The 24,210-nt window shown below is 37.5% G+C and carries 35 protein-coding genes; 22 read left to right on the top strand and 13 right to left on the bottom strand.

The features are described 5' to 3' along the window. Positions 1-51: 51 nt before the first annotated feature. The 9 genes from ACM66U_RS06110 (at position 52) to ACM66U_RS06070 (ending at position 3,632) form a co-directional block, all read left to right on the top strand. Positions 52-351 carry a type II toxin-antitoxin system HigB family toxin gene (locus tag ACM66U_RS06110; RefSeq protein ID WP_418640328.1) on the top strand — a complete coding sequence of 100 codons (300 nt, stop codon included), beginning with the start codon at positions 52-54 and terminating at the stop codon, positions 349-351. 1 nt (position 352) lies between these two features. Continuing rightward, a complete protein-coding gene (locus ACM66U_RS06105; protein ID WP_151900325.1) occupies positions 353-724 on the top strand; it encodes a helix-turn-helix domain-containing protein in 372 nt (123 codons plus the stop codon). 138 nt (positions 725-862) lie between these two features. After that, the gene (locus tag ACM66U_RS06100; RefSeq protein ID WP_151900326.1) at positions 863-1,135 is read left to right on the top strand and encodes a BrnT family toxin; all 273 of its coding nucleotides are present in this window, start codon (positions 863-865) and stop codon (positions 1,133-1,135) included. After that, complete coding sequence (gene brnA / locus ACM66U_RS06095; protein WP_418640327.1) at positions 1,116-1,376, top strand: type II toxin-antitoxin system BrnA family antitoxin; 261 nt, start codon at positions 1,116-1,118, stop codon at positions 1,374-1,376. Before ACM66U_RS06100 ends, brnA begins: the two co-directional genes overlap by 20 nt. Positions 1,377-1,494: 118 nt before the next feature. Continuing rightward, on the top strand, positions 1,495-1,767 hold the full coding sequence (locus ACM66U_RS06090; RefSeq protein ID WP_151900327.1) for a type II toxin-antitoxin system Phd/YefM family antitoxin: 273 nt from the start codon (positions 1,495-1,497) through the stop codon (positions 1,765-1,767). Beyond that, positions 1,764-2,096, top strand: a complete 333-nt coding sequence (locus ACM66U_RS06085) for a type II toxin-antitoxin system RelE/ParE family toxin (protein ID WP_418640326.1) — start codon at positions 1,764-1,766, stop codon at positions 2,094-2,096. The genes ACM66U_RS06090 and ACM66U_RS06085 overlap by 4 nt, the downstream gene beginning before the upstream one ends. Before the next feature lie 180 nt (positions 2,097-2,276). Continuing rightward, complete coding sequence (locus ACM66U_RS06080; protein WP_418640325.1) at positions 2,277-2,522, top strand: Rho-binding antiterminator; 246 nt, start codon at positions 2,277-2,279, stop codon at positions 2,520-2,522. 69 nt (positions 2,523-2,591) lie between these two features. Next, positions 2,592-3,035: a thioredoxin family protein gene (locus tag ACM66U_RS06075; protein WP_346388758.1), complete on the top strand. Its 444-nt coding sequence runs from the start codon at positions 2,592-2,594 to the stop codon at positions 3,033-3,035. A gap of 276 nt (positions 3,036-3,311) precedes the next feature. Further along, positions 3,312-3,632: a hypothetical protein gene (locus ACM66U_RS06070; protein WP_346388757.1), complete on the top strand. Its 321-nt coding sequence runs from the start codon at positions 3,312-3,314 to the stop codon at positions 3,630-3,632. A 32-nt stretch (positions 3,633-3,664) separates the two neighbouring features. Here the strand turns inward: ACM66U_RS06070 and ACM66U_RS06065 are convergent, their stop codons facing one another. The 3 genes from ACM66U_RS06065 to ACM66U_RS06055 are packed head-to-tail and all read right to left on the bottom strand — an operon-like array spanning position 3,665 to position 4,835. Further along, positions 3,665-4,066, bottom strand: coding sequence for a bacteriohemerythrin (locus ACM66U_RS06065; protein ID WP_418640324.1), 402 nt, complete (start codon positions 4,064-4,066; stop codon positions 3,665-3,667). Between the two features lie 18 nt (positions 4,067-4,084). Next, complete coding sequence (locus ACM66U_RS06060) at positions 4,085-4,372, bottom strand: NifU family protein (protein WP_151900333.1); 288 nt, start codon at positions 4,370-4,372, stop codon at positions 4,085-4,087. A gap of 58 nt (positions 4,373-4,430) precedes the next feature. After that, a complete protein-coding gene (locus ACM66U_RS06055; RefSeq protein ID WP_418640323.1) occupies positions 4,431-4,835 on the bottom strand; it encodes a hypothetical protein in 405 nt (134 codons plus the stop codon). Positions 4,836-4,931: 96 nt separating this feature from the next. Here ACM66U_RS06055 and ACM66U_RS06050 point away from each other — a divergent pair, with 96 nt between their 5' ends. The 3 genes from ACM66U_RS06050 (at position 4,932) to ACM66U_RS06040 (ending at position 7,169) form a co-directional block, all read left to right on the top strand. Next, a complete protein-coding gene (locus tag ACM66U_RS06050) occupies positions 4,932-5,405 on the top strand; it encodes a hypothetical protein (RefSeq protein WP_151900335.1) in 474 nt (157 codons plus the stop codon). 69 nt (positions 5,406-5,474) lie between these two features. Next, positions 5,475-6,038 (top strand): hypothetical protein, encoded by a 564-nt coding sequence (locus ACM66U_RS06045; protein WP_418640322.1) that lies wholly within the window; start codon positions 5,475-5,477, stop codon positions 6,036-6,038. A gap of 114 nt (positions 6,039-6,152) precedes the next feature. Then, positions 6,153-7,169 (top strand): NAD(P)-binding domain-containing protein, encoded by a 1,017-nt coding sequence (locus tag ACM66U_RS06040; RefSeq protein WP_418640321.1) that lies wholly within the window; start codon positions 6,153-6,155, stop codon positions 7,167-7,169. A 25-nt stretch (positions 7,170-7,194) separates the two neighbouring features. Here ACM66U_RS06040 and ACM66U_RS06035 read toward each other — a convergent pair whose 3' ends face one another. After that, the gene (locus ACM66U_RS06035) at positions 7,195-7,554 is read right to left on the bottom strand and encodes a hypothetical protein (protein WP_151900338.1); all 360 of its coding nucleotides are present in this window, start codon (positions 7,552-7,554) and stop codon (positions 7,195-7,197) included. Then, positions 7,555-7,950, bottom strand: coding sequence for a group III truncated hemoglobin (locus ACM66U_RS06030; RefSeq protein WP_418640320.1), 396 nt, complete (start codon positions 7,948-7,950; stop codon positions 7,555-7,557). A 194-nt stretch (positions 7,951-8,144) separates the two neighbouring features. Here ACM66U_RS06030 and ACM66U_RS06025 point away from each other — a divergent pair, with 194 nt between their 5' ends. Together ACM66U_RS06025 and ACM66U_RS06020 are read left to right on the top strand one after the other, a co-directional pair. Continuing rightward, positions 8,145-8,459: a hypothetical protein gene (locus tag ACM66U_RS06025; protein WP_151900340.1), complete on the top strand. Its 315-nt coding sequence runs from the start codon at positions 8,145-8,147 to the stop codon at positions 8,457-8,459. 167 nt (positions 8,460-8,626) lie between these two features. Beyond that, on the top strand, positions 8,627-11,341 hold the full coding sequence (locus tag ACM66U_RS06020; RefSeq protein ID WP_418640319.1) for an AAA family ATPase: 2,715 nt from the start codon (positions 8,627-8,629) through the stop codon (positions 11,339-11,341). 2 nt (positions 11,342-11,343) lie between these two features. Here the strand turns inward: ACM66U_RS06020 and ACM66U_RS06015 are convergent, their stop codons facing one another. Next, positions 11,344-11,745, bottom strand: coding sequence for a bacteriohemerythrin (locus ACM66U_RS06015; RefSeq protein WP_151900342.1), 402 nt, complete (start codon positions 11,743-11,745; stop codon positions 11,344-11,346). 5 nt (positions 11,746-11,750) lie between these two features. Then, positions 11,751-12,125, bottom strand: coding sequence for a hypothetical protein (locus ACM66U_RS06010; protein WP_151900343.1), 375 nt, complete (start codon positions 12,123-12,125; stop codon positions 11,751-11,753). A 200-nt stretch (positions 12,126-12,325) separates the two neighbouring features. On the opposite strand from ACM66U_RS06010, the gene ACM66U_RS06005 reads away from it, so the two are divergent. Beyond that, on the top strand, positions 12,326-12,529 hold the full coding sequence (locus tag ACM66U_RS06005; protein WP_188110064.1) for a hypothetical protein: 204 nt from the start codon (positions 12,326-12,328) through the stop codon (positions 12,527-12,529). A gap of 3 nt (positions 12,530-12,532) precedes the next feature. Here ACM66U_RS06005 and ACM66U_RS06000 read toward each other — a convergent pair whose 3' ends face one another. Both ACM66U_RS06000 and ACM66U_RS05995 read right to left on the bottom strand, forming a co-directional pair. Further along, positions 12,533-12,874, bottom strand: coding sequence for a group III truncated hemoglobin (locus ACM66U_RS06000; RefSeq protein WP_151900344.1), 342 nt, complete (start codon positions 12,872-12,874; stop codon positions 12,533-12,535). A gap of 105 nt (positions 12,875-12,979) precedes the next feature. Next, positions 12,980-14,044 carry an ADP-ribosylglycohydrolase family protein gene (locus ACM66U_RS05995; RefSeq protein WP_418640318.1) on the bottom strand — a complete coding sequence of 355 codons (1,065 nt, stop codon included), beginning with the start codon at positions 14,042-14,044 and terminating at the stop codon, positions 12,980-12,982. A gap of 180 nt (positions 14,045-14,224) precedes the next feature. Between ACM66U_RS05995 and amrS the strand changes: the two genes are divergently transcribed. Together amrS and amrB are read left to right on the top strand one after the other, a co-directional pair. Further along, positions 14,225-15,217, top strand: a complete 993-nt coding sequence (gene amrS / locus ACM66U_RS05990) for an AmmeMemoRadiSam system radical SAM enzyme (RefSeq protein ID WP_418640317.1) — start codon at positions 14,225-14,227, stop codon at positions 15,215-15,217. After that, positions 15,214-16,014: an AmmeMemoRadiSam system protein B gene (gene amrB / locus ACM66U_RS05985; protein ID WP_418640316.1), complete on the top strand. Its 801-nt coding sequence runs from the start codon at positions 15,214-15,216 to the stop codon at positions 16,012-16,014. Before amrS ends, amrB begins: the two co-directional genes overlap by 4 nt. 1 nt (position 16,015) lies before the next feature. Here amrB and ACM66U_RS05980 read toward each other — a convergent pair whose 3' ends face one another. Next, on the bottom strand, positions 16,016-17,056 hold the full coding sequence (locus ACM66U_RS05980; protein WP_418640315.1) for a polysaccharide deacetylase family protein: 1,041 nt from the start codon (positions 17,054-17,056) through the stop codon (positions 16,016-16,018). Between the two features lie 66 nt (positions 17,057-17,122). Here ACM66U_RS05980 and ACM66U_RS05975 point away from each other — a divergent pair, with 66 nt between their 5' ends. Next, entirely contained in the window at positions 17,123-17,713 is a 591-nt protein-coding gene (locus ACM66U_RS05975; protein WP_151900349.1) for a hypothetical protein, read from the top strand. Here ACM66U_RS05975 and ACM66U_RS05970 read toward each other — a convergent pair. After that, positions 17,710-18,564 carry an NAD(+)/NADH kinase gene (locus ACM66U_RS05970; protein ID WP_151900350.1) on the bottom strand — a complete coding sequence of 285 codons (855 nt, stop codon included), beginning with the start codon at positions 18,562-18,564 and terminating at the stop codon, positions 17,710-17,712. The genes ACM66U_RS05975 and ACM66U_RS05970 overlap by 4 nt on opposite strands. Before the next feature lie 83 nt (positions 18,565-18,647). On the opposite strand from ACM66U_RS05970, the gene aspS reads away from it, so the two are divergent. From aspS to thiI, 3 genes are read left to right on the top strand one after another with little or no spacing between them, the layout of a single operon-like run. Then, positions 18,648-20,405 carry an aspartate--tRNA ligase gene (gene aspS, locus ACM66U_RS05965; RefSeq protein ID WP_346388746.1) on the top strand — a complete coding sequence of 586 codons (1,758 nt, stop codon included), beginning with the start codon at positions 18,648-18,650 and terminating at the stop codon, positions 20,403-20,405. Between the two features lie 4 nt (positions 20,406-20,409). Further along, positions 20,410-20,988 (top strand): adenylate kinase, encoded by a 579-nt coding sequence (locus tag ACM66U_RS05960; RefSeq protein WP_418641396.1) that lies wholly within the window; start codon positions 20,410-20,412, stop codon positions 20,986-20,988. A gap of 11 nt (positions 20,989-20,999) precedes the next feature. Next, a complete protein-coding gene (gene thiI / locus ACM66U_RS05955; RefSeq protein WP_418641395.1) occupies positions 21,000-22,445 on the top strand; it encodes a tRNA uracil 4-sulfurtransferase ThiI in 1,446 nt (481 codons plus the stop codon). A gap of 7 nt (positions 22,446-22,452) precedes the next feature. Here the strand turns inward: thiI and adk are convergent, their stop codons facing one another. Both adk and ACM66U_RS05945 read right to left on the bottom strand, forming a co-directional pair. After that, positions 22,453-23,103, bottom strand: coding sequence for an adenylate kinase (gene adk / locus ACM66U_RS05950; protein WP_418641394.1), 651 nt, complete (start codon positions 23,101-23,103; stop codon positions 22,453-22,455). Then, a complete protein-coding gene (locus ACM66U_RS05945; RefSeq protein WP_151900355.1) occupies positions 23,100-23,399 on the bottom strand; it encodes a hypothetical protein in 300 nt (99 codons plus the stop codon). Before ACM66U_RS05945 ends, adk begins: the two co-directional genes overlap by 4 nt. Positions 23,400-23,458: 59 nt before the next feature. Here ACM66U_RS05945 and ACM66U_RS05940 point away from each other — a divergent pair, with 59 nt between their 5' ends. Further along, on the top strand, positions 23,459-24,190 hold the full coding sequence (locus ACM66U_RS05940) for a competence/damage-inducible protein A (protein WP_418641393.1): 732 nt from the start codon (positions 23,459-23,461) through the stop codon (positions 24,188-24,190). Positions 24,191-24,210: the final 20 nt, after the last annotated feature.

Raw genomic sequence — 24,210 nt, 5'->3', positions numbered from 1 at the left:
CATCTTACATAATTTAAGTTCTAAAAACGGGAACTATGTTACAATCCATCTATGAGAATAATTTCAAAGAAAAAACTAAAAGATTTTTATGAACAGTCAAAATATGCAGATTCTAAGAGTTCTTTAGAAGCTTGGCATAAAGAAGTTCTAAAACTTGATTGGAATAATCCAAATGAAGTAAAAGAGATGTATCGAAGTGCTAGTATTATTGAAAATGAAAAAGTTGTTTTCAATATTGCTGGAAATAAGTATAGATTGATAGTTTCAATAAACTATTATGCAAAAATTGTTTTTGTAAAATTTATTGGAACACATAAACAATACGATAAAGTTAAAATGGAGGATTTATAAGATGAATATTAAACCAATCAAAAATGAGCAAAACTATAATGAAGCACTGCAAAGAATTGAAAATTTAATGAGTGCCAAACCAAATACACCAGAGATGGATGAACTAGAAGTCTTAACAACTTTAGTAGAGGCTTATGAAGAAAAACACTATAAAATTGAAGCACCTGACCCAATAGAAGCTATTAAGTTTAGAATGGAGCAAGAAGGCTTAAAGCAAAAAGACTTAGTTTCTATTGTTGGAAGTAAATCTAGAGTATCTGAAATTTTAAATAAAAAAAGAAAACTCACTATTGAGATGATAAGAAATTTACATAAGCAGTTGCACATACCAGTAGAAAGTCTTTTTTTAGACTACAAGACTAACTGTGCTTAAATGCTAACAAAACAAAGCTGAGCCCTAAACGTGCCACTCAGCTTCGCCGTTAACTCTCCACAAAAACTTTCAAGACTTGACAAATATGGTATAATTAAAGTATACTTTTTATACTTAAAATACAAAAAAAGGATTTATGTGAAATTTGAGTATGATGATACGAAAAGTCAAATCAATAAAGAGAAACATGGCATAGATTTTGTAGAAGCTCAAAAGCTTTGGCAAGATGAGGATGCACTTGTTGTTCCTGCTAACATTGTTGATAATGAAATTCGCTATGCACTCATCTCAAAAATACTCACAAAATGTTTTGTTGTAATATTTACTATAAGAGAAGACACAAATAGAATTATTAGTGTTCGAAGATGTAGGAAAAATGAGGAGAAGAATTATGAAAACAATAACTGCTAAAGAGTTTGATGAGAAGTTTGATAATGGTGAAGACATAAGTGAATATCTTGATTTTTCACAAGCTACCAGACCTAATGCTCTTAAAACAGATACAAAAAAAGTTAATGTAGATTTCCCACAATGGGTTATAGACTCTTTAGACAAAGAAGCAAAAAAGATAGGTGTAACTAGACAGTCTATCATTAAAGTTTGGATTGCTGAAAGGCTCAAAGAAGAAACTGCACATTTGCAAGTAAGTTAACAAAACAGAGTAGCCAATAAATTCCCTAACGGAAACTCATTGGCTATCTTCAACCATTAGTATAGCACTTGCATATTAAGTCTTAATTTGGTACAATAAAAAGACTGAAGGAGATTTTATGCAAATTGTTGAAGATATAAAACCTATTACATATTTAAAAAGTAGAGCGGCTGACGTTCTCAAACATATTAACGAAACACACCGACCAATGATTATTACTCAAAATGGCGAAGCGAAAGCTGTAATTTGCGATCCAAAAAGTTATGAAGATATGCGAAATGCCATCTCAATACTTAAACTTCTTTCATTTGCTGAGGAAGATATAAAAGAGGGAAATCTTCACTCAGAAGAAGATGTGTTTAAATCTGTTGAGGAACTTCTTAATAGATGAATAAAACATATAAAGTTCAATGGACTTCAAATGCGAAAGAAGACCTCTTAAATATTGTTGAATATATGAAGGAAATTTATCAAAAAATAAAAACTAAAGCTAACTCTAGTAACTTTTTTCCATTAAGAGGCAGAGTTGTACCTGAACTTCAAAAAGAAGGCATTACAATGTATCGAGAACTTATTGCTTCCCCTTGGCGGATTATGTATAAAGTTGATAGTGATACTATTTATATAATGGCTGTTTTTGATTCACGGCAAAATGTAGAAGAGTTACTACTACAAAAACTGATAAGAAGTTCAATACTAACAAAAAAGAATAGCCAATAAATTACCTGGCAGAAATTTATCGGCTATATTCGACCATTACAGAAAAACCAACATTATACCTATTTATAGAGAGCTGATTGTGCAGCATTGGAGGATTATGTATAAAATTGAAAATGACACTGTTTATGTTATGGCTATTGTTGATTCAAGACAAAATGTTGAAGAGTTGTTGTTACAAACATGATTAGCTGTCAACAATACGACTATATTGAAATAGCATGTATGTACCACTACCCTGTTAAATTAACCATGAAATCAGGTTCTGTTTTTGAAGGAAAAGCACTTGATACAGCCCGTAACGAAAATCATCAGGAATGTATCAAAATAAAAACCGAAAATCATGAAGTATTGGTTGTACTTGATGAAATCAACACACTTGAAACTGCCATAAAAAATCCATATTTTAAGATTATTTCCTTCGTTTAAAACTTAAGTGTTTCTTATTTAAGTTTTAATATAATCAAAACAAAAAGATATGATAAAAGAAGGCAAATTGTGGAAATTATTAAAATAGTATGTTCAGAGTGCAACACTCTTAACAGTAGCAAAGGTGAATCCAAAGAAGAAACCGTTATCTGTAAACAATGCCACTCAGAACTCGACAATCCTTTTGTTGTTGAAGTAGATGATGAAAACTGCATGCTGCATATCAAAGAAAACAGTATTGCGGTATTGGTTGATTTTTATTCTACTGCCTGTGGTCCGTGTATGGCAATGTATGAAGACTATGAAGATGCGGCACTTGGTTTTGGATCGACAGTAAGGTTTTTAAAAATAAATGCCGACAAACATCAAAAAGCAGCAAAAGAGTATGGAGTGGGTGCGCTTCCAACCATTATTGCCTTCAAAGAAGGAGAAGAAGTCGGCCGTATCAGCCAACAGCTCTCTCAGGTTGAGCTTAGTCTTTGGGCACAAGACCTAGAAACATTATACCTGTGAGCTTTATGCTTATGTATTAATTTCTCAAGATAAAGAAGTGCCGGATGTCATTTTAGAGTGTGTCAGTAAACTTGTAAAGGAGCTTAAAAGTCTCGATACTGCCACTTTTGAAAGAATAGTAAACAATCCTTTCTCTCAAGAAGCAAGAGACTTGGCCCAATGGTGGGAAATGTATCAGACCTATATTCCCGTTAGCTAAAAAATTATAAGTGTTTTTAATTTTAAGTGCAATCAAAAAGTACAAAGGTACACTGTCAATTTTAAAAAGGATACAAATTGACAGCAAATAAAAAATATGAAGTCATTACATATGAAGAAAATATAGTTTTTAATTTTACGCTTCCAGAAGATGGAAAAGAAAACCAGTTAAGCAAAGAAGTTATTTTAGTCTGGGATGATGTTTTAGAAAAGTTTTTAGAGACATTTACACAGGAAAAATCTTATACCATTCACTCATTTAAGAATGTAAGAGAAAAAAACAGGTTTATCGAAAATATTGAAAAGGTAACCGAAGAAATTATAGACCAGATAGATGAAGATATAAGCCAAAAGATGAAATTTGGATTTGACTACACTTCTCCAACCTACGAAGATTAAAAACAGCCGGTTGATGCCGCTGTTTTAAAGTATTAAGAATTAGCTGATTGAAAATACTCCGCCATCAGCGTATCCATTGTTTTAACATGATCAAGCATCCATGCTTTTAAATTCCCCTTTATGTAAGCCATAATCGCATTCGTATCTCTTTTTTCTTCAAAATACTTAATGATATGCGCAAGCTCGCTTAAATGTCTGTCATGTTCTGCTTTATGTGAGTTATATGATGGAAATTTTGTTTCCTGCATCATACTTTCTTCTTCTGAAAAATGTATGGAAGTATGTGCAAGAAGCTCCTTGAGCGTTGCAAGCGTTGATTCTATATCGTTGCTGCCTGCAGCTGTCTCAAGTTTGTTTATAAGAAGACTTTCCTCCAGGTGTGTGTCATTCATGCTCGGTACTGCTACCATCGAAAGTTCTTCTTGTGCAATCAATTTTTTTCCTTTTGTATGCTAAACTGCATATACTCTGATATTGTCGGTTTCGAGTTGACCGTTTAAAATTCTCTGAATGGAAGTCAGTGTTCCTCCTGAACTTGCACAAGATCCGCAGGCCCCGACATATGAGATATAAATATCAGTCAGACCGTTTGTCTCTTTAAGATCTATAAAATCCAGATCCCCGCCATCTGCATGTAAGAATTCTCTGATTTTTTCATCTATAATTTTATCTACAGCATTAATCTTTTGGATGACACTCATGTTGTCAAAGTCCACTTTTTCCGTTGTTGTTTCGCTCATTATTGTCTCCTTTTTGTGATTATAATACCATTGGATACTTAATAAAAAATAAAAAAAATCAGTTGGTTTTTTTCCCGTTTATCATATGGGTTACGGAAACTTTATCGTTCACAGACTTGATTATAACTTCTGCAAAGTCACCCATTTCATACTTTCTCAGTGTAATTGTTCGCGTCATTTCACCTGCAGTGTCCTTGACAACTTTAAATCCCTCTTCTTTAAAGTGAAGAATACACTCATCAGCATTTGAATAGGCGGAAGATTCTTTTTTTTCTTCATTGTATGGCTTCACCCTGATTTTATCACCACTTTCATCATATGAGATTTTCAATCCTACAGAGGGTATGTTACTTTTCTCTACCCATTGGGTAGTGTCAAACTCTTTTGTCTCACCGTCAGACAACATAAGCAATCCCTTGCCGTCATTACTGTTAAACTGAAATATCATTCCTGTCATGCTCATTTTTCATCCTTGTGTATTTACTGAATTTTAACCTCTTTAGGCTTAAGACAAGAAAGGGTAAGATTCAACTTATAAAACATACCAAAGGAGAGTACTATGCTCATGGCAAATCTGCAGGATGATATCAGTGATGTCGAACTGAAACAAAGATGGCGGCTCTACTGGATAACTACAATCTTTGAATTTTCAAATCTCAAACTCCAGGAAATGGCATGGGTCTACCCCCAAACAGCCAAATGGCCCGATGATGAAGTATGGTCTTCTTCCTTTGATGAATGCATAAGTGCCTATTTTGACATATTAGCACTCGACGATGCTTACGAAAAAGCTGTCCTGCATGCAAATGTTTCCAAACAAGAGGCTGATCATGCAAAAAAGTTTCATCGACTTGCAGCCTTTTATATGGAACCGGATGAAAATCCTCAGGAGATACTGCAGGATGAAGAATGGCTCCGGGTTGTCAGTGCAGCAAAAGAATTCTGGGAGTATTTGAAAAAGAATGTCACATCACAAAGAGAGACAGACTTGATGAATAACTTAGAAAAAAAGTTTCCGTTTTCTTTTGACTAAGCATTTAAGAGACATATAGCTACAATTCACGAAATCAAAAACCATATTATTATGAAGGTAACAGCAAAAATGATAACACAAGAAGAATTAGAATCGATACAAAGCAGTGACGAGAGTGTTCGCAGAGCACTGGCAAACAACCCGGAGACATCCACAGAAGCACTGGATAAATTAAGTGAAGATGAAAACCAGTTTGTACGCGCAAGAGTTGCTGCACATATCAATACTTCACCTGAAACATTAGACAAACTAAGCAAAGACGAAAGTCCGTTTGTTCGTGAATTTGTTGCAGAACACCCAAATACAAAAGTCGAAACGCTCATAGCCCTAAGCAAAGACAGAGAAGTTGTGTCCTGGGTAGCCGGCAATGCAAACACCCCTGTTGATATTTTGGATACGCTCAGTAATGATGAGGATGTATTTGTCAAAATTTCTATCGCAGTGAACCCAAGCACAACAGCTGAAATCTTAAATAAACTAAGCAAAGACGAAGATGAAAATGTTCGGGCAGCGGTTGCGAAAAATCCGATTGCGCCGCTTGATATACTTGAAAGGTTAAGCAGTGACGAGCATGAGGATGTACGCAAAATTGTTTCTGAACACCCCTCAAGAGCAGATCAAACCGGTATATAAACAAAGAAATTTTAAAAACATATTAAAAAAATAACATAAACAGATATTAACAAGAACATTTTCCTGAAATTTACTATACTACGGCCTGAATTTTACGACAAAAAGGGGAAATAAATGGCGCAAAATAATCCAAAGACAGTAGACCTGGCAATAATAGGTGCAGGTCCTGGAGGAATGGCAGCTGCTATAGAAGCAAAACTGGCCGGTATCGAAAATGTTATGGTTATAGACAAGGCACCGCATCATAATGATATGATTCATAAGTTTTACAAAAAAGGCAAAAGAGTAGATAAAGACTGGATGGGAATCAAGTTTAAATTTACTGGCAATGTTACTTTTGAAGAGTGTTCAAAAGAAGATTATATTCAACAAATGAATGATAAATTAAGTGAAGCCGGCGTATTGGACAAATTTGAATACAACCATGAAATAATTAGAATTGAAAAAGAGGAAGATGGACTTTTTTCAATTGTTTATGCTACAGACGGCATAGCCGAAGCTCTTGAAAATATGAAAGCAAAAAATGTTATTCTTTCTGTTGGTCGCATGGGTAAACCTAACAAACCAAAATACAAATTTCCCAAAGAACTCAAAAGTGTACTTAACTTCAACCTTTCCAAAGTTCAAAACGGTGAACATGTAATGATAGTCGGTGGTGGAGATACCGCCGGTGAGTATGCCTATGGTTTAATTGAAATGGAAGGTATGGAAGACTGTGTTGTAACACTCAATTACAGACAGGCTGAAATAAAAAGAATGAATCCGACCAATACAGAAATGTGTATGAAGTACCTTAACAATGGCAAACTTATCAATAAACTCGGTGTAGATGTTGCAAGTGTTGAACCAGGTATAGAAAGAGCAATCAAAGTAAACTTTACAGATGGAACTACCGGTGAATATGACAGAGCAGTCTATGCACTTGGCGGTACTACTCCAAAAGACATCCTTGTAAATTCAGGTGTTAAAACAGGGGAATGGGATGTTCCGGTGTATGATGAAAAAACTTTTGAGACAAATGTAAAAGGTCTTTATACTATTGGTGATGTTGTTACGGATCAGGGAAGTATTGCACTTGCATTCAATCATGCAAGTGATGCTGTCAAAGACATTGCTTCAAAGTTAAAATAGAGTTTATCTATTTTAACTTCGTTGTTTAAGATTTAGATTTATAAGTTGTGTTTACATTATCAATAAATGATTTTGTAAACATTCCTACGCGAGGCTCATCCTCATAATGATAGGCAGCAAATCCGAAAAAATCTTCTGGCGTAATGTCATACTCTATCATTTTGTTTATTGCACCTGTCATATCATTGCTAAAAAACAGTTCTGCAATCTCTTCACCCTGATTTGCACTGTTTTGAGTGTCAGTCGGCCTGTAGCATTTTTGTTTGAGCATTTGTTCTTCAAGTTCGTCAAGTCTGTCGCCCTCTTCTACAGTGGCTGTACCTGTTTTAAGAATTTGCATAACCAGTTGCTGCATTTCTTCTAATATTTTTGCTTGTTCACTCATCTACTCTTCCTCTTCTTCATCTATATCCAAATTGTCAATAAACTGTTCAGCTAAAATATCTGCTTTTTTGTAAAACCTTTGAGCAATTTCAGGAGTAAACATAGTATCAACAACATTTTTAAAAAGCATCAGCCAGCGTTCAAATGTTTCTCTGTACATCTGCCCCAAAAATGCATGCGGAGGGAAGGGATCACCCTTGTAACCAATTTCTGCATTCATCATCAGTAGCCAAAACCCAATTAATGTATTTAAATGTTCATGCCATTTTCCACTCTTCAAATCACTTCCCAGCGCTTTTGTAAAATAAGGGCTTAAAATATCATCTTTGAGTACATCAGTATAAAACCGATGTACCATCTCTTCTACCTTAGCTCTGTCTACGGTATCATAAAGCATATACTCTCCTAATTTTTAATCATAAAAGTATAGCTAAATTTTATCCCAAATGATAATGATAATCTTTTTGCAGTCTTAAATAAAATAATTAATCTAATTCTTATATTTTCAGTTTGTTTTATTTTACTACCATGCTATCTATTAAAATATAAAAATCGGCTACAGAGCTGATACAAATTACGAGGAGTGTTATTATGGTAGAAGAACAGGTAGAAAAATTAAAAAAAGTGGTGGAACTTGTTGATAAGGTTCAGGTTAATCCTGATGTGACTGTCGACTATTTTATTCCTGGTGTTTTGGTTACAGAAAACGTCAAAGGACATGATGAAGCAAAGGGCCCGTATATTCAATTTACGTATGCTGTAAACGGTACTGATTCACATATACAGATTGTACCTTTAACGCTCAATGACCTTGAAAAAACTCCTGAGGATCTGGCAAACTATATTACGTTTTCTCTAGAAACGTTTATGGCTGAAATGGACTCCCGCCAATTTGGTGCACAGTAAAAACCTCTCTGCGACCCAGTGATTTAAAGCTATTTGAGCCTCTTTTGGCCCATAGCTTTAATTTGCCTTTCTCTTTTACCCACTGCCTTTTATCTTATGTTTAGGCTCAACAACAATTCAGTAATATACACAAATTAAAAAATATTATATCAAAAAAAGATGAGAATATGCCAAATTTAAAAGAGTTAGCCCAAGCAGCTATGGACAAAGAAGAAAAGAACAAACCGAGTTTAGCAGAACTGGCACAGGCAGCAGTAGAAAAACATGAAAAAATCATTGAAGACAACTATGCAAAAAAATTGGCGCAGGCAGACAAAGAACCAGTTGCTCAAGCAGTCAACAATATAGAGCTTGCAAGAACTTTAAAAGAAAAACTTTCAAAAGAACTTTTTGGACAGGAACAGGCTATAAATACTGTTGTCAACAGTATGAAAAATGATATCAGTGAAAATAAAAAAGCCCCGAAAGCTACATACCTCTTTTTGGGTTCTCCTGCAACCGGAAAAACTTTTTTGGCTGAGCTTATGAGTGAACATCTGCCAAAATATAAAATCATGAAGTTTGATATGACACAGTACCATCAACAAAATGGTGGTGAACTCTATGGCTATCCTGCCGGATGGAAAGGCTACGGTGTCGGTCAGCTGACAGGCTTTGTACACAGAAATCCCAAAGCGATTATAGTGCTTGATGCTTTTGAAAAATGTGACAACATAATTCAGAGTAATCTTCTAGGTATATTTGAAGGCGGTCAGTTACGTGACGGCTGTGGATGGGACAAGGTTACAGATGCTCCCTGCAGTGAAGATCCAGACATTATATACAATGAAGAAAACGCCAACTATATGGTTGATTTTACACAGGCAATTTTTATCATTACGACCAGTCTCGGAAAAGAGCTTTATCTTGACAACCGTTTTAAAGACCTTGTAAAACAGGATTATATTCAGGCTGAATCTATGATTCTTGAAGCCATTAGACGTGAAAGAAAAAGGGACAGCAGAAGCGGTGGCTGGCAGGAAGCAATTTTGCCGGAACTGGTTTCCAGGTTTTCGCAGGCGAATATCTGTCTTTTTAACAAACTGAACTACGATGCCTATGCGAATATTGCAAAAAAAGTATTTTTACAATATAAAGACGGATTCAAAGAAAAATACAACATTGAATTTTCAGTTGAAGAGAACTTCGATGATTTTTTAAAAATACAAATACTGAACTTTGCTCCGGAGCTGGATGCAAGACGTATAAAAGACAAAGTCAGCACCACTTTTTTTGACAGAATTACCGCATACATAATGGACTCAGGTATACAAACCGGTGAGTTTGTTAAAATTAAAGTCTCCCTCTCAAAAAGTTCCCTCAATTATCTCAACGAAACAGTCAATCCTCTTATAGAAGATGAAACACTGGTAAAAGAACTTTTCAGAAAAAACATTACACTTGATGTAGAAGACAGTATTACCAGCAAGCGGGGCGTTATAAGCTATAAGATTTTCAATATTAGATTTAAACAGGTCACAAAAATCAAAGACTTCAGTGAGGACGGATTGGTTTTTGACATACCAAATGTCTCTTTTGATGATATAGCAGGACATTACAAAGCAAAACAGAGACTGCAGGAGGTCATTAACTTTTTTAAAGAACCCAAGCTTTTAGAGAGTTTTGATGTTGCACCGCCAAAAGGTATGCTTCTTTACGGACCGCCGGGAACAGGAAAGACAATGCTTGCAAAAGCTTTTGCCAAAGAAGCCGAGTTGCCTTTTATTGCTATAACCGGGCTTGAACTTCTTGACCCTGTAAAAACAAAACAGGTTTTCAGCAAAGCAAAAGAGTATGCACCTGCTATTGTCTTTATAGATGAAATAGATACCATTGGCAAACGCGGCGGAGAAAACGGAAAAGAGGTTCCAATAAACAAACTTCTCTCCGAAATAGATGGTTTTTCTGATACAAAAGGTGAAAATATTTTTGTTATAGCGGCAACCAACTATAAAGAAAACATTGACAGTGCAATCATCAGACCCGGTCGTATTGAAATTCACATTGAAGTAAACAATCTTGACAAAGATGCCAGAGAGTATTTTTTAAATAAAATCATACAAAACAAACCTTCAAGCGGTTCTTTTGATATGAGCAGACTGCTTATGCACACTGCAGGATTCACCGGTTCACAACTTGAATTGTTAAGCAAAGAAGCCTCATTTTACTGCTTAAGACATGGCTTGCCTGCTATAACACAGGAAATTTTGGTTGAACAAATCAATGCTATTAAGTATGGCGAAAAACAGACCTATCTCTCTGCGGAACAGATATTTGAAGAGACAGCTATTTATGAAGCAGGACGCGCTGTTGCATCCAGGATACTGATGCCTCATATCCATATAGAACATATAAGCTTGACGCCTCGGGACAACAATGAGCATTTTATTTCTCATGATTATAATGAAATTCAGGACAATATGACCGTAAAAGATTTTAAAAACAGAATATTGGTCTCCCTGGCAGGCATGACTTCACAGATTAAGCGTTTTGGCAGCAGTGACGGAATGAATTCCGGTGCGTTAAATGATTTGCAACAGGCTACACATGATGCCTATAAAGCAATAGCACATTATGGAATGGACAAAGAAGTCGGCTACATTAATATCAACGGAATTATGGATGCACAAAAAGGAAGCAGTGTCAGTAAAGATACAGAGCACTACCATACAAAAATCGACAAAGCACTTGAAAGATGGATGAATGAGGGTGAGGAAAATATTAAAAACTTTATTGATGAACACTGGAATGTTATCGAAAAGCTCGCATCTCTTCTTCTTGAAAAAGAGATTATTTATGAGGATGAGCTCGATACAATTATAGGTCTGTCTCTGAAAAAATAAGACTACATTGCATGTCCCAAATGTAAGGCCATCTCCGAATCCCATTTGGATACATGTAAAACCAGCCACTTTTTGAAATCAGTTTCTAAAAAATCCTGTAGTTCAAGGGGACTTTTCAAAACAAGCCATCTTTCAAAAAACTTTGCAATCTTTTCTCTCATTGTATCATGGTCATTCTTGTGAACTTGGTAATTGGTATAATTATTTTGTTTCATCATCTCTTCTTCTGTCTGAAAATGGTCTTCAACATCAAACAAAACAACTTTAAAAAGCTCATCAATTTTTTCTATATCTTTTGCCACGACTGCATCATAAAAACTGTTAATAATCTCAATTTCCTCGTCATGAAGCATATTAATCACTTCATTGCTTACCTGTTGTACCTCATGCGGTTTAATCAGCATATTTTTTATCTCCTTTTACTTGCCATAATACGTTCAAGCATCGAATCAAGCTTTCCGGTTGAGCGTATTTCGATGACTGATGTCACTACTCCGTGCAGGGCAACATAAATTAAATATTGTGCAAGCTCTTTTGCCCCGCTTTCTTGCGCTTTTTCCTCAAGTATCTCTTTTTGCAGTTTATTTACACTGAATCCAAGTTCAACTGCAGGCTCTTCTGTAGACAAGCCTGCATCCGAGATACTGAAAGTCTGTGCTCTGAGCGCTACAACTTTTAAATATGCACGAACATCATCAAAACCATTCTCCTGTGCTCTTAAATCTATTGTCTCTTTTTGCGCAGGTGTTACTTTAAAGTATATAGCAGTTTTTTCATCTGTCAAAATTTATTTCCTTCTTCTTTTAAGGAAATATTATATAATTCTTTTCCTTAGCTGGCACAAAAAATAAGAAAGTAAATCCTGAGTACTGCCCTCTTTTTAGCCCTCTGCATGTAATATTATTCTATGAAACTTAATGATATGATTTTACAAACACCCTACCTTTTACTCGACAGTGATTTTTACAGCTTTATGATATAGCAATGCTCAAAGCCAACCCAAAATATGTTTTAAAAAACTATATGCTGCAAGAGGCGATACTCCTTGCCCAAAAAGGTGATTTTTCAATGGTACAGACACTTTTGCACATTGCAAGAAAACCTTATGATGAATTACCTGAATTTGAGCATTTTACACAGGAAACACCCGAAGAGTACAAGAACATCGGACTTTCATGTTCATCATAGATTCTAAATCTTGAGTTTATTATTTATAAACTGTTGCGAAAACAGAGTTCCTTTTTTCTTAAAAACTTCGGCAATCTCAGACACATAGACTTCATCAACACTTAAAGAGAAAAGTTCCAACCATCTGTCAAAACTTTCTCTGCTGATTTGGGGAAGTTTAATATGTGCACCTATGAAGTTTCCTTTATAGGTTTTTTGACCAAGCATCTTGGCCAACCAAAAATCAGCCAAAAGATCAATATGCTCAACCCACTCTTCACTTTGCATATCATCTCCGAGTTCATGGATAAAATAAGGTCCCAGTATTGTATCTTCTATGGCTTTTTCATAAAACAAAGTCATCATAACTGTAAGGTTTTTTCTGGTAATTTCGCTCTGAGGTTCTATTACTCATCCTTTTTCTGGAATTTTTAAGCGAAAGTATAGCAAAATTCATAATATAACTGAATTTTATACCTCTTTTAAAAGAGGCAGTGTCTCTAAAAGTTTTTCACAATATTCCCATTGATCAAGAGTCTCCCTCCATTGAGAATTAATTGCATCTACGCCAAAGTATGCACCAAGTACCATGCCTATGGCAATTGCCCGTGAAGCGTTGTCTCCGCCAACCATAGCATTCGCAGCCAGAGCCTCGTTAAGTCCGTTCTCGTTTTCAGCATATTTAAGTATAAAATAGACCGAACCCGGTAAAGTTCCCTGTGTGGGAGATGCTTTTCCTACTTTAATAGGCTCACTTCTTCCCACATCCCAGAGTTTTGCCATAGATGTCAGTGCCAGATCATCACAGAACTTCTCTTTTAAGAGTTCGCTGTTTTCATCTGTTGCTTCTTTGTGTTTTGCTATTGCCTGTGCCACCTTGCTTTCTATAAAGCCTCCCATCTGTACTGCCACTGTTTCAATGGCATCACGTGGAGTTGAACCGTGAATGACACGATGTGTAACTCTGGCAAAAAATTCACCTCCCTCAAGTGCTTCGGGATGACGATGCGTAAACATAGCCTGGCGTGCAACACGGGCAAGTGTTTCTTCATTGTCATAATAGGCATGGGCTGCTACATGACGGATGGCTGTGGCGTTGGAGCCTCCACCCAAACGCTCAACAGGCATACCTTGTTTCACCTGCGCATAGGTCTCTTTTGTCATCGTACAAATCCATGAACCCCATCCGTTTTCCAAACGATTCATCCAGTGTGGCAGTAATGAAGCGACATCAAATTCTCTTGGCGGATTAGCCGTAGCTGCCAGATGTTCTAAAATGACTATATTGTAATCGCCATAGTCAGTAGTTCCGCCTGCTTTTTTTCCGGGGTGATAATTGCGTTCTCCCCACCCTATTCCATGTGTCTGTCCGCCCATCATTTCACCCGGACTCATAAATTTTTCTATCGATTTGTTTCCGTATGCTTTGTAGATTTTCTGTGCGTCATACTCATAATGCGAACCCAGACACAAAGCATCGCCCGCCAGTGCACCGAAAAAGGCACCTTTTATCGAAGATTTCTTGTTTTTTAACATATTTTTTCCTTTTACAACTATTATACCACTGCGACTTTGACCCAAAGAAGTTGAAATGCATACTCAAAAATAGTTCAAATATTCTTAAGAAAAAAATATTTGACTTTTTATAATTATTTTGCTAATATGTCCCTTAGTTGAGTCTTCCTTTATAAAGAAGATTAACTCAAGGAGACTAATATGAATTATTATGAAACAATACCGGAAAAAGAAAAAATTAAATGTATTTTATGCCAACACTATTGCCAAATGAAAGAGGGACAGGTCGGTGTATGCGGCGTCAACAAAAATGAAAACGGAGCACTGAAAACACTTGTTTACGGGCATCCAAGCACGATAAATCTTGACCCTGTCGAGAAAAAACCGATGTACCATCTGCTGCCGGGTACAACTGCCCTTTCTTTTGGGACAGTCGGATGTAATTTCAAATGTCCGTTCTGCCAGAACTGGCAGATTTCACAAGAGCATACAGTCGATGAAAGCGTCTATATTTCTCCCGAAAAGATGGTTGATCTGGCTTTGGAGAACGGTGCTTCTTCCATTGCCTACACCTACAATGAACCGACGATATTTTACCCGTATGCAAAAGATATCGGTGTCATCGCAAGACAAAAAGGACTGAAAAATATTTTTGTCACAAACGGATTTGAAACCCCGGAAGTTGTCAAAGATATGGCCTCGTGGCTTGATGCTGCCAATGTAGACCTTAAAAGCTGGGACGATGCCTATTACAAAAAAGTATTAAAAGGCGGACTTGAAGCGGTCAAAGAGACACTCAAAGGTATGGTCAAAGAAGGTATCTGGGTGGAAGTGACGACACTTTTAATAGAAGGCGATAATGACAGTGATGAAGATTTAGAAGCAATGGCATCATTTATAGCCAATGAACTCGGCGTATATGTGCCCTGGCATTTGAGTGCCTTTCATCCTGATTACAAAATGCAGGATCACGAATATACAAAACTGCAAACCCTGCAGCGTGCCAGTGATATAGCAAAAAAAGCAGGTTTATTGTATGTTTATATGGGAAATGTTCCCGTCCACGGCGATACCTACTGTCCGGATTGCGGGACTTTGCTTATAGACAGAACAGGGTATGCAGTCACAAAGAATTCTCTTGTTGAGGGACATTGTCCAAAATGCGGACGAGCTATAGAAGGAGTATGGAAATGAGTACAAGAAAAGATGCGGTTGCGGGACAGTTCTATCCCGCAAGCAAAAATGAAATACAAAAAATGTTCGCTCATTACAATAAAATAATAGATGAGTCCATAAAAGACGAGTCAGTCCTTGAATTAAAGCCAAGAGCTGTTATTGTGCCGCATGCAGGCTATGTTTATTCTGCATTTACGGCAAATATCGCCTTTAGATTACTAAAAAATTCTCATGCAAAACGTGTGGTGGTGATTGGACCGAGTCACCGTGTCTATTTAAACGGTACAAGTGTTGCGGAATATGACAGCTATGAGACACCACTGGGCAACCTGCCTATAGACAAACAGCTTGCAGATGAACTGATTCAAAAATTCGGCCTGCATTTTCAGCCGGACGCCCATGCAGAACACTCAACAGAAGTACAGATGCCCTTTGTAAAAAACTATCTGCCGGAAGCTTCTGTTGTGGAACTTGTCTATGGAAATGAAAATCCGTCCAATTTGGCAAAAGTTATTGAATATTTGTTAGAGGATGAAGATACTGTTGTTGTTATTAGTACGGATCTGAGCCATTATTATGACATTGAAAAGGCAAAAACTCTTGATACCGTTTGCCTTGATGCCGTAGCCAATCTCAATCCTGCTGAGTTACATCAGGGCTGTGAGGCCTGCGGGATTATAGGTGTAGAAGCGATGCTGATAGCAGCAATACAAAACGGTCTGAAACCGACACTGCTTGATTACAGAACCAGTGCAGATGCAAGCGGAGACAAGTCACAGGTAGTCGGTTATATGAGTGCCGCATTTACAAAGTAGACTATTTTTCTTTTAAAATAACCCACAAATGACTGTACCAGTACCAGGCATCTCCTTTTGCATGGGCGGTACATGTATAATGATTTCTCGGATAGAGCAAGGGTTCTTTTGATTGTACTTTCACAGTTTTTTCATCAAGCCACTGCATCGCTATTTTTTCCCCCTCAGCGGTAAAGCACTGTAAGTCTTTTAAAGGCTTTTGCAGTGTTAAGGTTAAAACAGGAGGATTGTTCGCCTGTGTCACAAGTGTTTCCTCACTTGAAACAGCTTCTACAGGCAAAGGAAGCGTATTGATTTTCACTGCAAACTGCTTCATCTCGCCAAAACCTCCTGACATTGGAAACCGTGTCAAAGCCATAAAGTTGCTTTTGTCTGAAATCGGACCAGAATTTTGTGCTACACCGATATAGCCTAAACTTTTGACCAACTGCATCAGTTGTTCGTCATACTCGCCAAAAGGATATGCCAGTATTTTCGGGTCAGTGCAGACTTTATCGCCAAGCTCTTTTTCTATTTTCACTTCACACATTTTTATCTCTTTGGTAACATGTTTTTTATAGTTTTTTGGATCTTTTATGCCATCGCGCACTAAAAACTGATGGGAATAGGTGTGGTTTGCATACTCTGCACCGTATTTTCCCATCTCACGCATTTCATCCCAGGTCAAATAATGAACAGACTCATGCACAACAGGAACAGAATTGACAAATACAGTAAAAGGAAATTTGTATTTTTTAAGCAAAGGATAGGCTTTTGTATAGACACTGCGATATCCATCATCTATAGTAATTGAAACCGTTTTATCCGGAAGTTCTTTTTTTTCAATTAAATATTTTACTGTTTTAGAAAACGGCCAGACAGTATAGTTGTTGTCTGCCAGGTATTGCATCTGTTGTGTAAATAGTTCCATAGATATACTCGTAGAGGGGTATCTGTTTTCATCAAACCGATGGTACTGCAAAACAACAGCATGGTTTTGGTGTGCCAAAAGAGAGCTTTGCAAAAGAAATACAGCAAGTAAATAGTGTGTCAATGTTTTCATGCTCTTATTATATCTTTATTTGATTTAGATAAAATTAGCGTATTATTTTTAAAGGCAGATTCTTATATGAACAATTATACAAAAAAACTTCTCTATCTTCTTCTGACATTTATAACGCTGATTGCCGGCTATGCCTATCTGCGTTATGCATATAAAGTGACAGACAGCACTCCTTTTACTCAGGAGATTGTCCTCATCATTCTTGGTACTATTGCAACAGTTTTCATAACCGCACTGCTGCTGAACAAACAGACAGAAGTTGAAATAGAAAAAGAACAGAATATCAAATTTCTTGATTTAAAAGCGGCAACCTACGAAAGACTTTTGGACTTGATGGAGAGCATGTCAGAACAGTCTCTTCTGACGGACAAAGAGATAACAAAACTGCGATTTGTGACACACAGACTTGCTATTTTTGCCTCACCTGCCGTTTTGAACGAATACAATAACTTTCTCAAAGTCATTTCAATACTTTCCAAAGACGGAACACTCAGCAACGATGACCAACAGTTGGGAGAAGCACTCGGCAAACTTACCATACAAATAAGATTTGATCTGCTCAATGAAAATCCTCATCAAAAGAGCTATACAGCAGAACAGATAAAAAGAATGATTAAAAAGAATTCTGACAGTTCATCGAGTATCAATATAGACTAGTCACCCCAATGCAGCTTTTCTTTTAACACATCAAAATAGTTGAATTCGTCTCTGTGAATGAGCTTGACTCTTTTTTTGGCCAGTTTTATATGTATGCTCTGCCCTATTTCGAGTTCATGCTTGTCCTGTCCGTCTATGATAAGCAATGCTTTGTCTTTTGGTGTTTTCATCTCTATGGAGAATTTCCCCGGTAAGACCACAGGTCTTTGTGTCAAAGAATGCGGACATATTGGAGTCAGGGCAAAAACATTTGTCAGAGGAAACAAAACGGGACCTCCTGCTGAAAGATTGTATGCGGTTGAGCCTGTCGGAGTAGCCACTATCACACCGTCACCATAATAGGTATTGAATGCTTTTGAATCAACCAGGGTCTCTACATGTATCATATTTGAAACGGAAGCCCGTGTGATAACAATGTCATTAAAAGCATAAAGGACAACTTCTTTGTTGTTTTGTATAAACTGGGCTTCCAAAATAGATCTTTCATCCACTCTGTAGTTGCCTGCAACCAGATTGGCAACAAACTCTTCTAATTCGTTGAGGTTGATATCCGCCAAAAATCCGAGAGAACCGGCATAAATGCCAAATATCGGCACATCATACCGAAAAGAGCGTCTGACAGTCGATATAAGTGTTCCGTCTCCTCCAAGCGTTACAAGAATATCGGAGTTTTCACACAGATATTCAAATTCCATCCCCATTACACCTATCATGCCCCCGCTGATACTGTCTATAATTACTTCTATGTTATGTTTGTTAAAAATTTTTTCAAGCTTAAAATAGCTCTCTTTGAGTTCAGGAGTGGACGGTCGTAAAACAACACCGATTTTTTTAATTGTATTTGTTTTCAAAATTGCTCATTTGTGTAATAATTTTGTTAATTATACTATATTTAGGTATAATCGCGAAAATTATTTATATAGGACTCTATATTTTGAGAACTCATTACTGTACAGATTTAAATGAAACAAATGTTGGAGAAGATGTCGTTCTTACCGGCTGGGCGAATAATTATCGTGACCATGGTGGAATTATTTTCATAGATTTGCGTGATAAAACAGGACTTATTCAGCTTACATGTGACCCTGAAGACTCTAAAGAAGCGCATAAAGTTGCAAACAATGTCCGTGATGAATATGTTTTAATAGTCAAAGGAACCGTTCGTCTTCGCGGAGAAGGTTTGACAAATCCCCGTTTGAAAACCGGTGCTATTGAAATTATTGTAAAAGAACTGATTATAGAAAACAAATCTGCTCCTACTCCTTTTGTCATTGGCGATAAAAATGTCGGTGAAGAGACAAGATTGAAATATCGTTACCTGGAACTTCGTGATCCTGATATGTATGAAGTTTTTCGCCTGCGTTCAAAAGCAGCGATTGCGGCAAGAAACATTTTGGATAAAAACGGATTTTTGGAAGTTGAAACACCGATTTTGACAAAATCGACTCCCGAAGGCGCCAGAGATTATTTGGTACCGTCTCGTGTGCACAATGGTGAGTTTTATGCCCTGCCACAGTCACCACAGCTTTTCAAACAGCTCTTGATGGTTGGCGGATTTGACAGATACTTTCAAATCGCAAAATGTTTCCGTGATGAAGACTTGCGGGCCGACCGTCAGCCTGAGTTTACGCAGATAGATGTTGAGATGAGTTTTTGTAATCAAGAAGATGTTATGAAAATAGCCGAAGATCTGCTTGTGGCAATGTTTGATGCCTGTGGTGTTGAAATCAAGCCTCCTTTTAACCGTATTACATATAAAGACGCTATGGAATTATACGGCTCTGACAAACCGGATTTGCGTTATGACCTTAAAATGGTAGATGTCATTGACATTTTTGAACGATGTGATAATGAAATATTTACAAATATTGCAAAAAAACCGCATGTTAACCGTATTAAAGCGCTCAAAGTTCCAGGTGCTGATCTGATATTTTCAAAACGTGAAATGAAATCTTTTGAAGAGTATGTACGTAAGTTTGGCGCGCATGGTCTTGGATATTTCCAGATGAAAGAAGACGGGCTTAAAGGTCCTCTGACCAAGTTTTTCTCTGAAGCAGACATAGCGCTTATCATTGAAAGAACCGAACTTGAAGTCGGTGATGTTGTTTTCTTTGGTGCAGGTGACAAAAAAACGGTATGGGATTACATGGGAAGATTCAGAAATTTCATTGCCGAGCATGAAAAAATGAATCTGATAGACGAAAATGCTTTTGAATTTGTATGGGTTGTCGATTTTCCGATGTTTGAAGTTGAAGACGGTCGCGTAAAAGCGCTGCACCATCCGTTTACCATGCCAAAAGACACAGACAAAGATGATGTAGAAGAGATAGAGTCTATCGCTTATGACATCGTTTTAAACGGTACAGAACTTGGTGGCGGATCTATTCGTATACACAAAGAAGAGATACAGGAAGAGGTCTTTAAACTGCTTGGAATCGAAGAAGAAGAGGCGCAGGAAAAATTCGGCTTCCTGCTTGATGCTCTTAAATTCGGTGCACCTCCACACGGTGGTTTTGCTTTAGGATTTGACAGACTCATTATGCTTTTAACGAAAAAAACAAGCATTCGTGATGTTATTGCATTCCCTAAAACACAAAAAGCGTCCTGTTTGTTAACTAAAGCACCAAGTCCTGTTGACAATGCACAACTGCGTGACTTACACATACGCCTGCGTGAACAAACAAAGGCATAATATTATGTCGCACACAAAAAAACTCTTTTTTATTATCGGAGCTCCAGGCTCCGGTAAAACTACAGATGCTGAGCTCATAGCACAACACAACCCTGATATCACACACTACTCTACCGGTGATATGCTGCGAGCCGAAGTTGCCAGTGAGAGTGAACGGGGCAAAGAGATACACAGATATATCTCAAAAGGCGAAATTGTTCCTATAGATATCGTTATAGAGACAATCATCAATGCTATAAAATCTTCTCCGACTGACATTATTATCATCGACGGCTATCCAAGAAGTGTAGAGCAGATGCTTGCACTTGATACCTACCTGCAAAAGCATAAAGATATTGAACTTTCCAGTGTTATTGAGGTAGAGGTAAGCGAGGAGACAGCCAGGCAAAGAGTGCTTGGACGCGCCAGAGGTGAAGATGACAACAACGAAGTCTTTAACAACCGTATGAAAATCTATATGGAACCTTTAGGGCAGATTAAAGATTTTTATACGCAAAAAGGCATTTTAAAAGTCATTTCCGGTGAGCGAAGTATTGAAGAGATAGTTCACGAAATGGAAAGCTTTATTCAATCAAAAATCTAAAGGCCTCAACGGTGCAAAAATTCATTTTAAAACTTTTCCCCGAAATTATGATCAAAGGACCCTCTGCAAAACGCCAGATGGTCGGTCAACTCTACAACAACCTGCTCACAATTTTACAGCGTATAGACACAAAAATCGAAGTCAAAAAATTCTCTGACAAAATGGAAGTTTTAACCCCCGAAGATGTTTTGCCCGAGGTAAGACAAAAACTTTTGGATACTCCCGGCATTGAGCAGATTCTTGAAGTGCTGCAGTTTGACGACATGGATACTATTGAGAAAATCAAAACAAAAGTATGCGAACTTGTTGCCGATTCGTTGAATGACAAGACATTTGTTGTCAGAGTAAAACGAACCGGAAAACATACTTTCAGTTCCATAGATATAGAAAGAACAGTAGGCGGGCATCTTTTGGCAAACTCAAATGCAAAAAGTGTTTCTTTAAAACATCCCGATGTGATTATACAAATGGAACTCATCCAAAATCAGCTCAATCTCATTACCACAAAGTACAAAGGACTCAGCGGATTTCCTATTGGCACACAGGGCGATATTCTCTCTTTGATGTCCGGTGGTTTTGACTCTACTGTGGCTTCGTATCTGACAATGAAACGGGGCATAAAAACACATTTTATTTTCTTCAATCTTGGCGGTATGGCGCATGAAATAGGTGTGAAACAGGTTGCACTCTATCTTTGGAACAAATTCGGATCTTCTCACAAGGTCAAATTTGTCTCCGTTGCCTTTGATGATGTGCTTACAGAAATTTTCAGAGCAACACCGCCGACATACATGGGTGTTATGCTCAAACGTTTAATGCTTAGAGCATCCGAACAGGTAGCCGATGCTATGGAGATTGATGCCCTTGTGACCGGTGAGAGTGTTGCGCAGGTATCAAGTCAGACACTTCGTAATCTTGCGCTCATAGACCAGGTAACGAACAAGCTTATTTTGCGTCCTCTCGCAACAATGAACAAGCCAGAAATTATGAACATAGCCAATGAAATCGGCACACGCCATTTTGCTGAAAGTATGCCCGAATACTGTGGTGTTATTTCTCAAAATCCAATTACGCACGGTTCTTTCAAGCGTATGGAAAAAGTGGCAGAAAAATTTAACTATGATATACTTGATGCAGCAGTGCAAAATGCACAATATTTAAGTATTGATGAAATAATAGATGACATTACAAACCTGGCACCTGTTGAAGTTGTTCATACTTTGAAAAACGGTGATTTTACGGTGATAGATATTCGTCCGGAAGAAGAGTGTATTTCGCTTACATGTAACACGCTCAAGATACCTTTTCACAAACTAAAAACAGAGTTTGACAAGCTTCCACAGGACAAAGAGTATCTTCTGTACTGTGACAAAGGCATCATGAGTCAGCTACATGCACAGTACTTGCGGGATGCCAAAGGCTGTGAAAATATCCGGGTCTACCGACCCGAATCATAGCAGACGGTTATTCACCGAGTTGTGAAACAATCGCTTTTTCAACATCTGCAATATCAGCAGTGCCGTCAACTCTGATATATTTGATATTCGGATTTTTTTCAGCCTGTGCTTTGTAGTAGTCTATGAGCGGTTCTGTCTGCTCATGGTAGACTTTCAGTCTGTCCTGTACCACTTCTTCTTTGTCATCATCACGCTGTACCAAATCTTCACCCGTTTCATCATCCTTGCCTTCTACTTTTGGCGGATTGTAAACAACATGATAGGTTCTCCCACTTGCCAGATGCGCACGTCTTCCTGACATACGTTTGACTATCTCTTCATCCGGTACATCTATCTCTATTACGGCATCAATCGCAATTCCTGCATTCGTTACTGCATCAGCCTGAGGCAGTGTACGAGGAAACCCGTCTAAAAGATAGCCGTTTTTACAGTCATCCTGCGCAATTCTGTCCTTGACAAGTCCTATAATAATATCATCTGTCACGAGCTGTCCCGCATCCATAGCCGCTTTTGCCATTTTTCCCATCTCAGTTCCCGCTTTGATTGCGGCACGAAGCATATCGCCTGTAGAAATCTGCGGGATATTGTACTTCTTGGTTAAAAACTGCGCCTGTGTCCCTTTTCCTGCACCCGGAGCGCCTAAAAGAATTATTCTCATTTATTTTCCTCCTCTTCTTTAAATCCAAAATCTTCTTCATCTTCACACTCTTGAGCAGCCAATATGTCCGCTACAAGCTCTTTTGCCTCTTCTTCTTCCATATCACCGTTTTTAATGTCTTCTATAACATCTTCGAGGTCAGATTTGAATTCACGGAGTTCTTCTATTTCCTCTTTGGCATCCTGTGTTGCCTCTTTGTTTCCGGCTATCTCTTCAAAAATCTCATCGAGTCTTTCTGTAATATCGGGAATAACACTTTTCGTCAGCAGTTCTTCTAATTTTTCTATATGTGACATTTTCTGTCCTTATTAATTGTTTATGAAATAATACTATAATTATGTAAAAAAGTAATGCTATGAACTTTTATGCAGTTATTATTGGAACAGAAATTCTTAACGGAAGACGCGTTGACAAACATTTTGAATTTTTAAAAAATGAACTTGCAAAATACGGGCATGAACTTTGTGCCTCTTTTGTCATCAAAGACGATGTCGGACTGATGAAACGCACCTATAAAATGATACGCGACGACAAAGAAGCAGTGATGTTCTCTTTTGGCGGCATCGGTTCGACTCCCGATGATTTGACACGGGAGGTGGCCGCGGAAGTTTTCAGAAATTCCAAGCCCGTAACACATGAAAAATTCAAACAAGACATTATCAAAAAATTTGGTGACGAGGCATATCCCCATCGTATCCACATGGCGGAGATACCGCCAAATGCAGAACTTCTGCCAAATCCGGTAAACAACATGTCCGGTTTTGCTTTAGACAGGAGATTCTTTTTTATGCCGGGTTTCCCCTCGATGTCCCATCCAATGAGCAGTGAAATAATAAAAAAATATTTTTCACAGGCAAGGAAAAAATACAGATATACACTGCTGGCAGAAACAAGTGAAAATACACTCATTGATGTTATGCAAAAACTCCCAAAAAACATTGAGCTTTCTTCCCTGCCAATTTTTATACAGAACAAACCGAATGTGGAACTCTCTTTAAGCGGAGAAAACAATGAAGAAGTAAAAAAATATTTTGATATGTTTCAAGAGGAACTTTCACGCAAACATACACCATTTAAAAAATTATAAACCAAAGAATTTTATCATGT

Source organism: Sulfurimonas sp. ST-27 (genome assembly GCF_048081595.1).
GTDB classification, from domain to species: domain Bacteria; phylum Campylobacterota; class Campylobacteria; order Campylobacterales; family Sulfurimonadaceae; genus Sulfurimonas; species Sulfurimonas hydrogeniphila.
The sequence above is the reverse complement of the archived record's forward strand: the minus strand, read 5'-3'. Positions and strand labels throughout refer to the sequence as shown.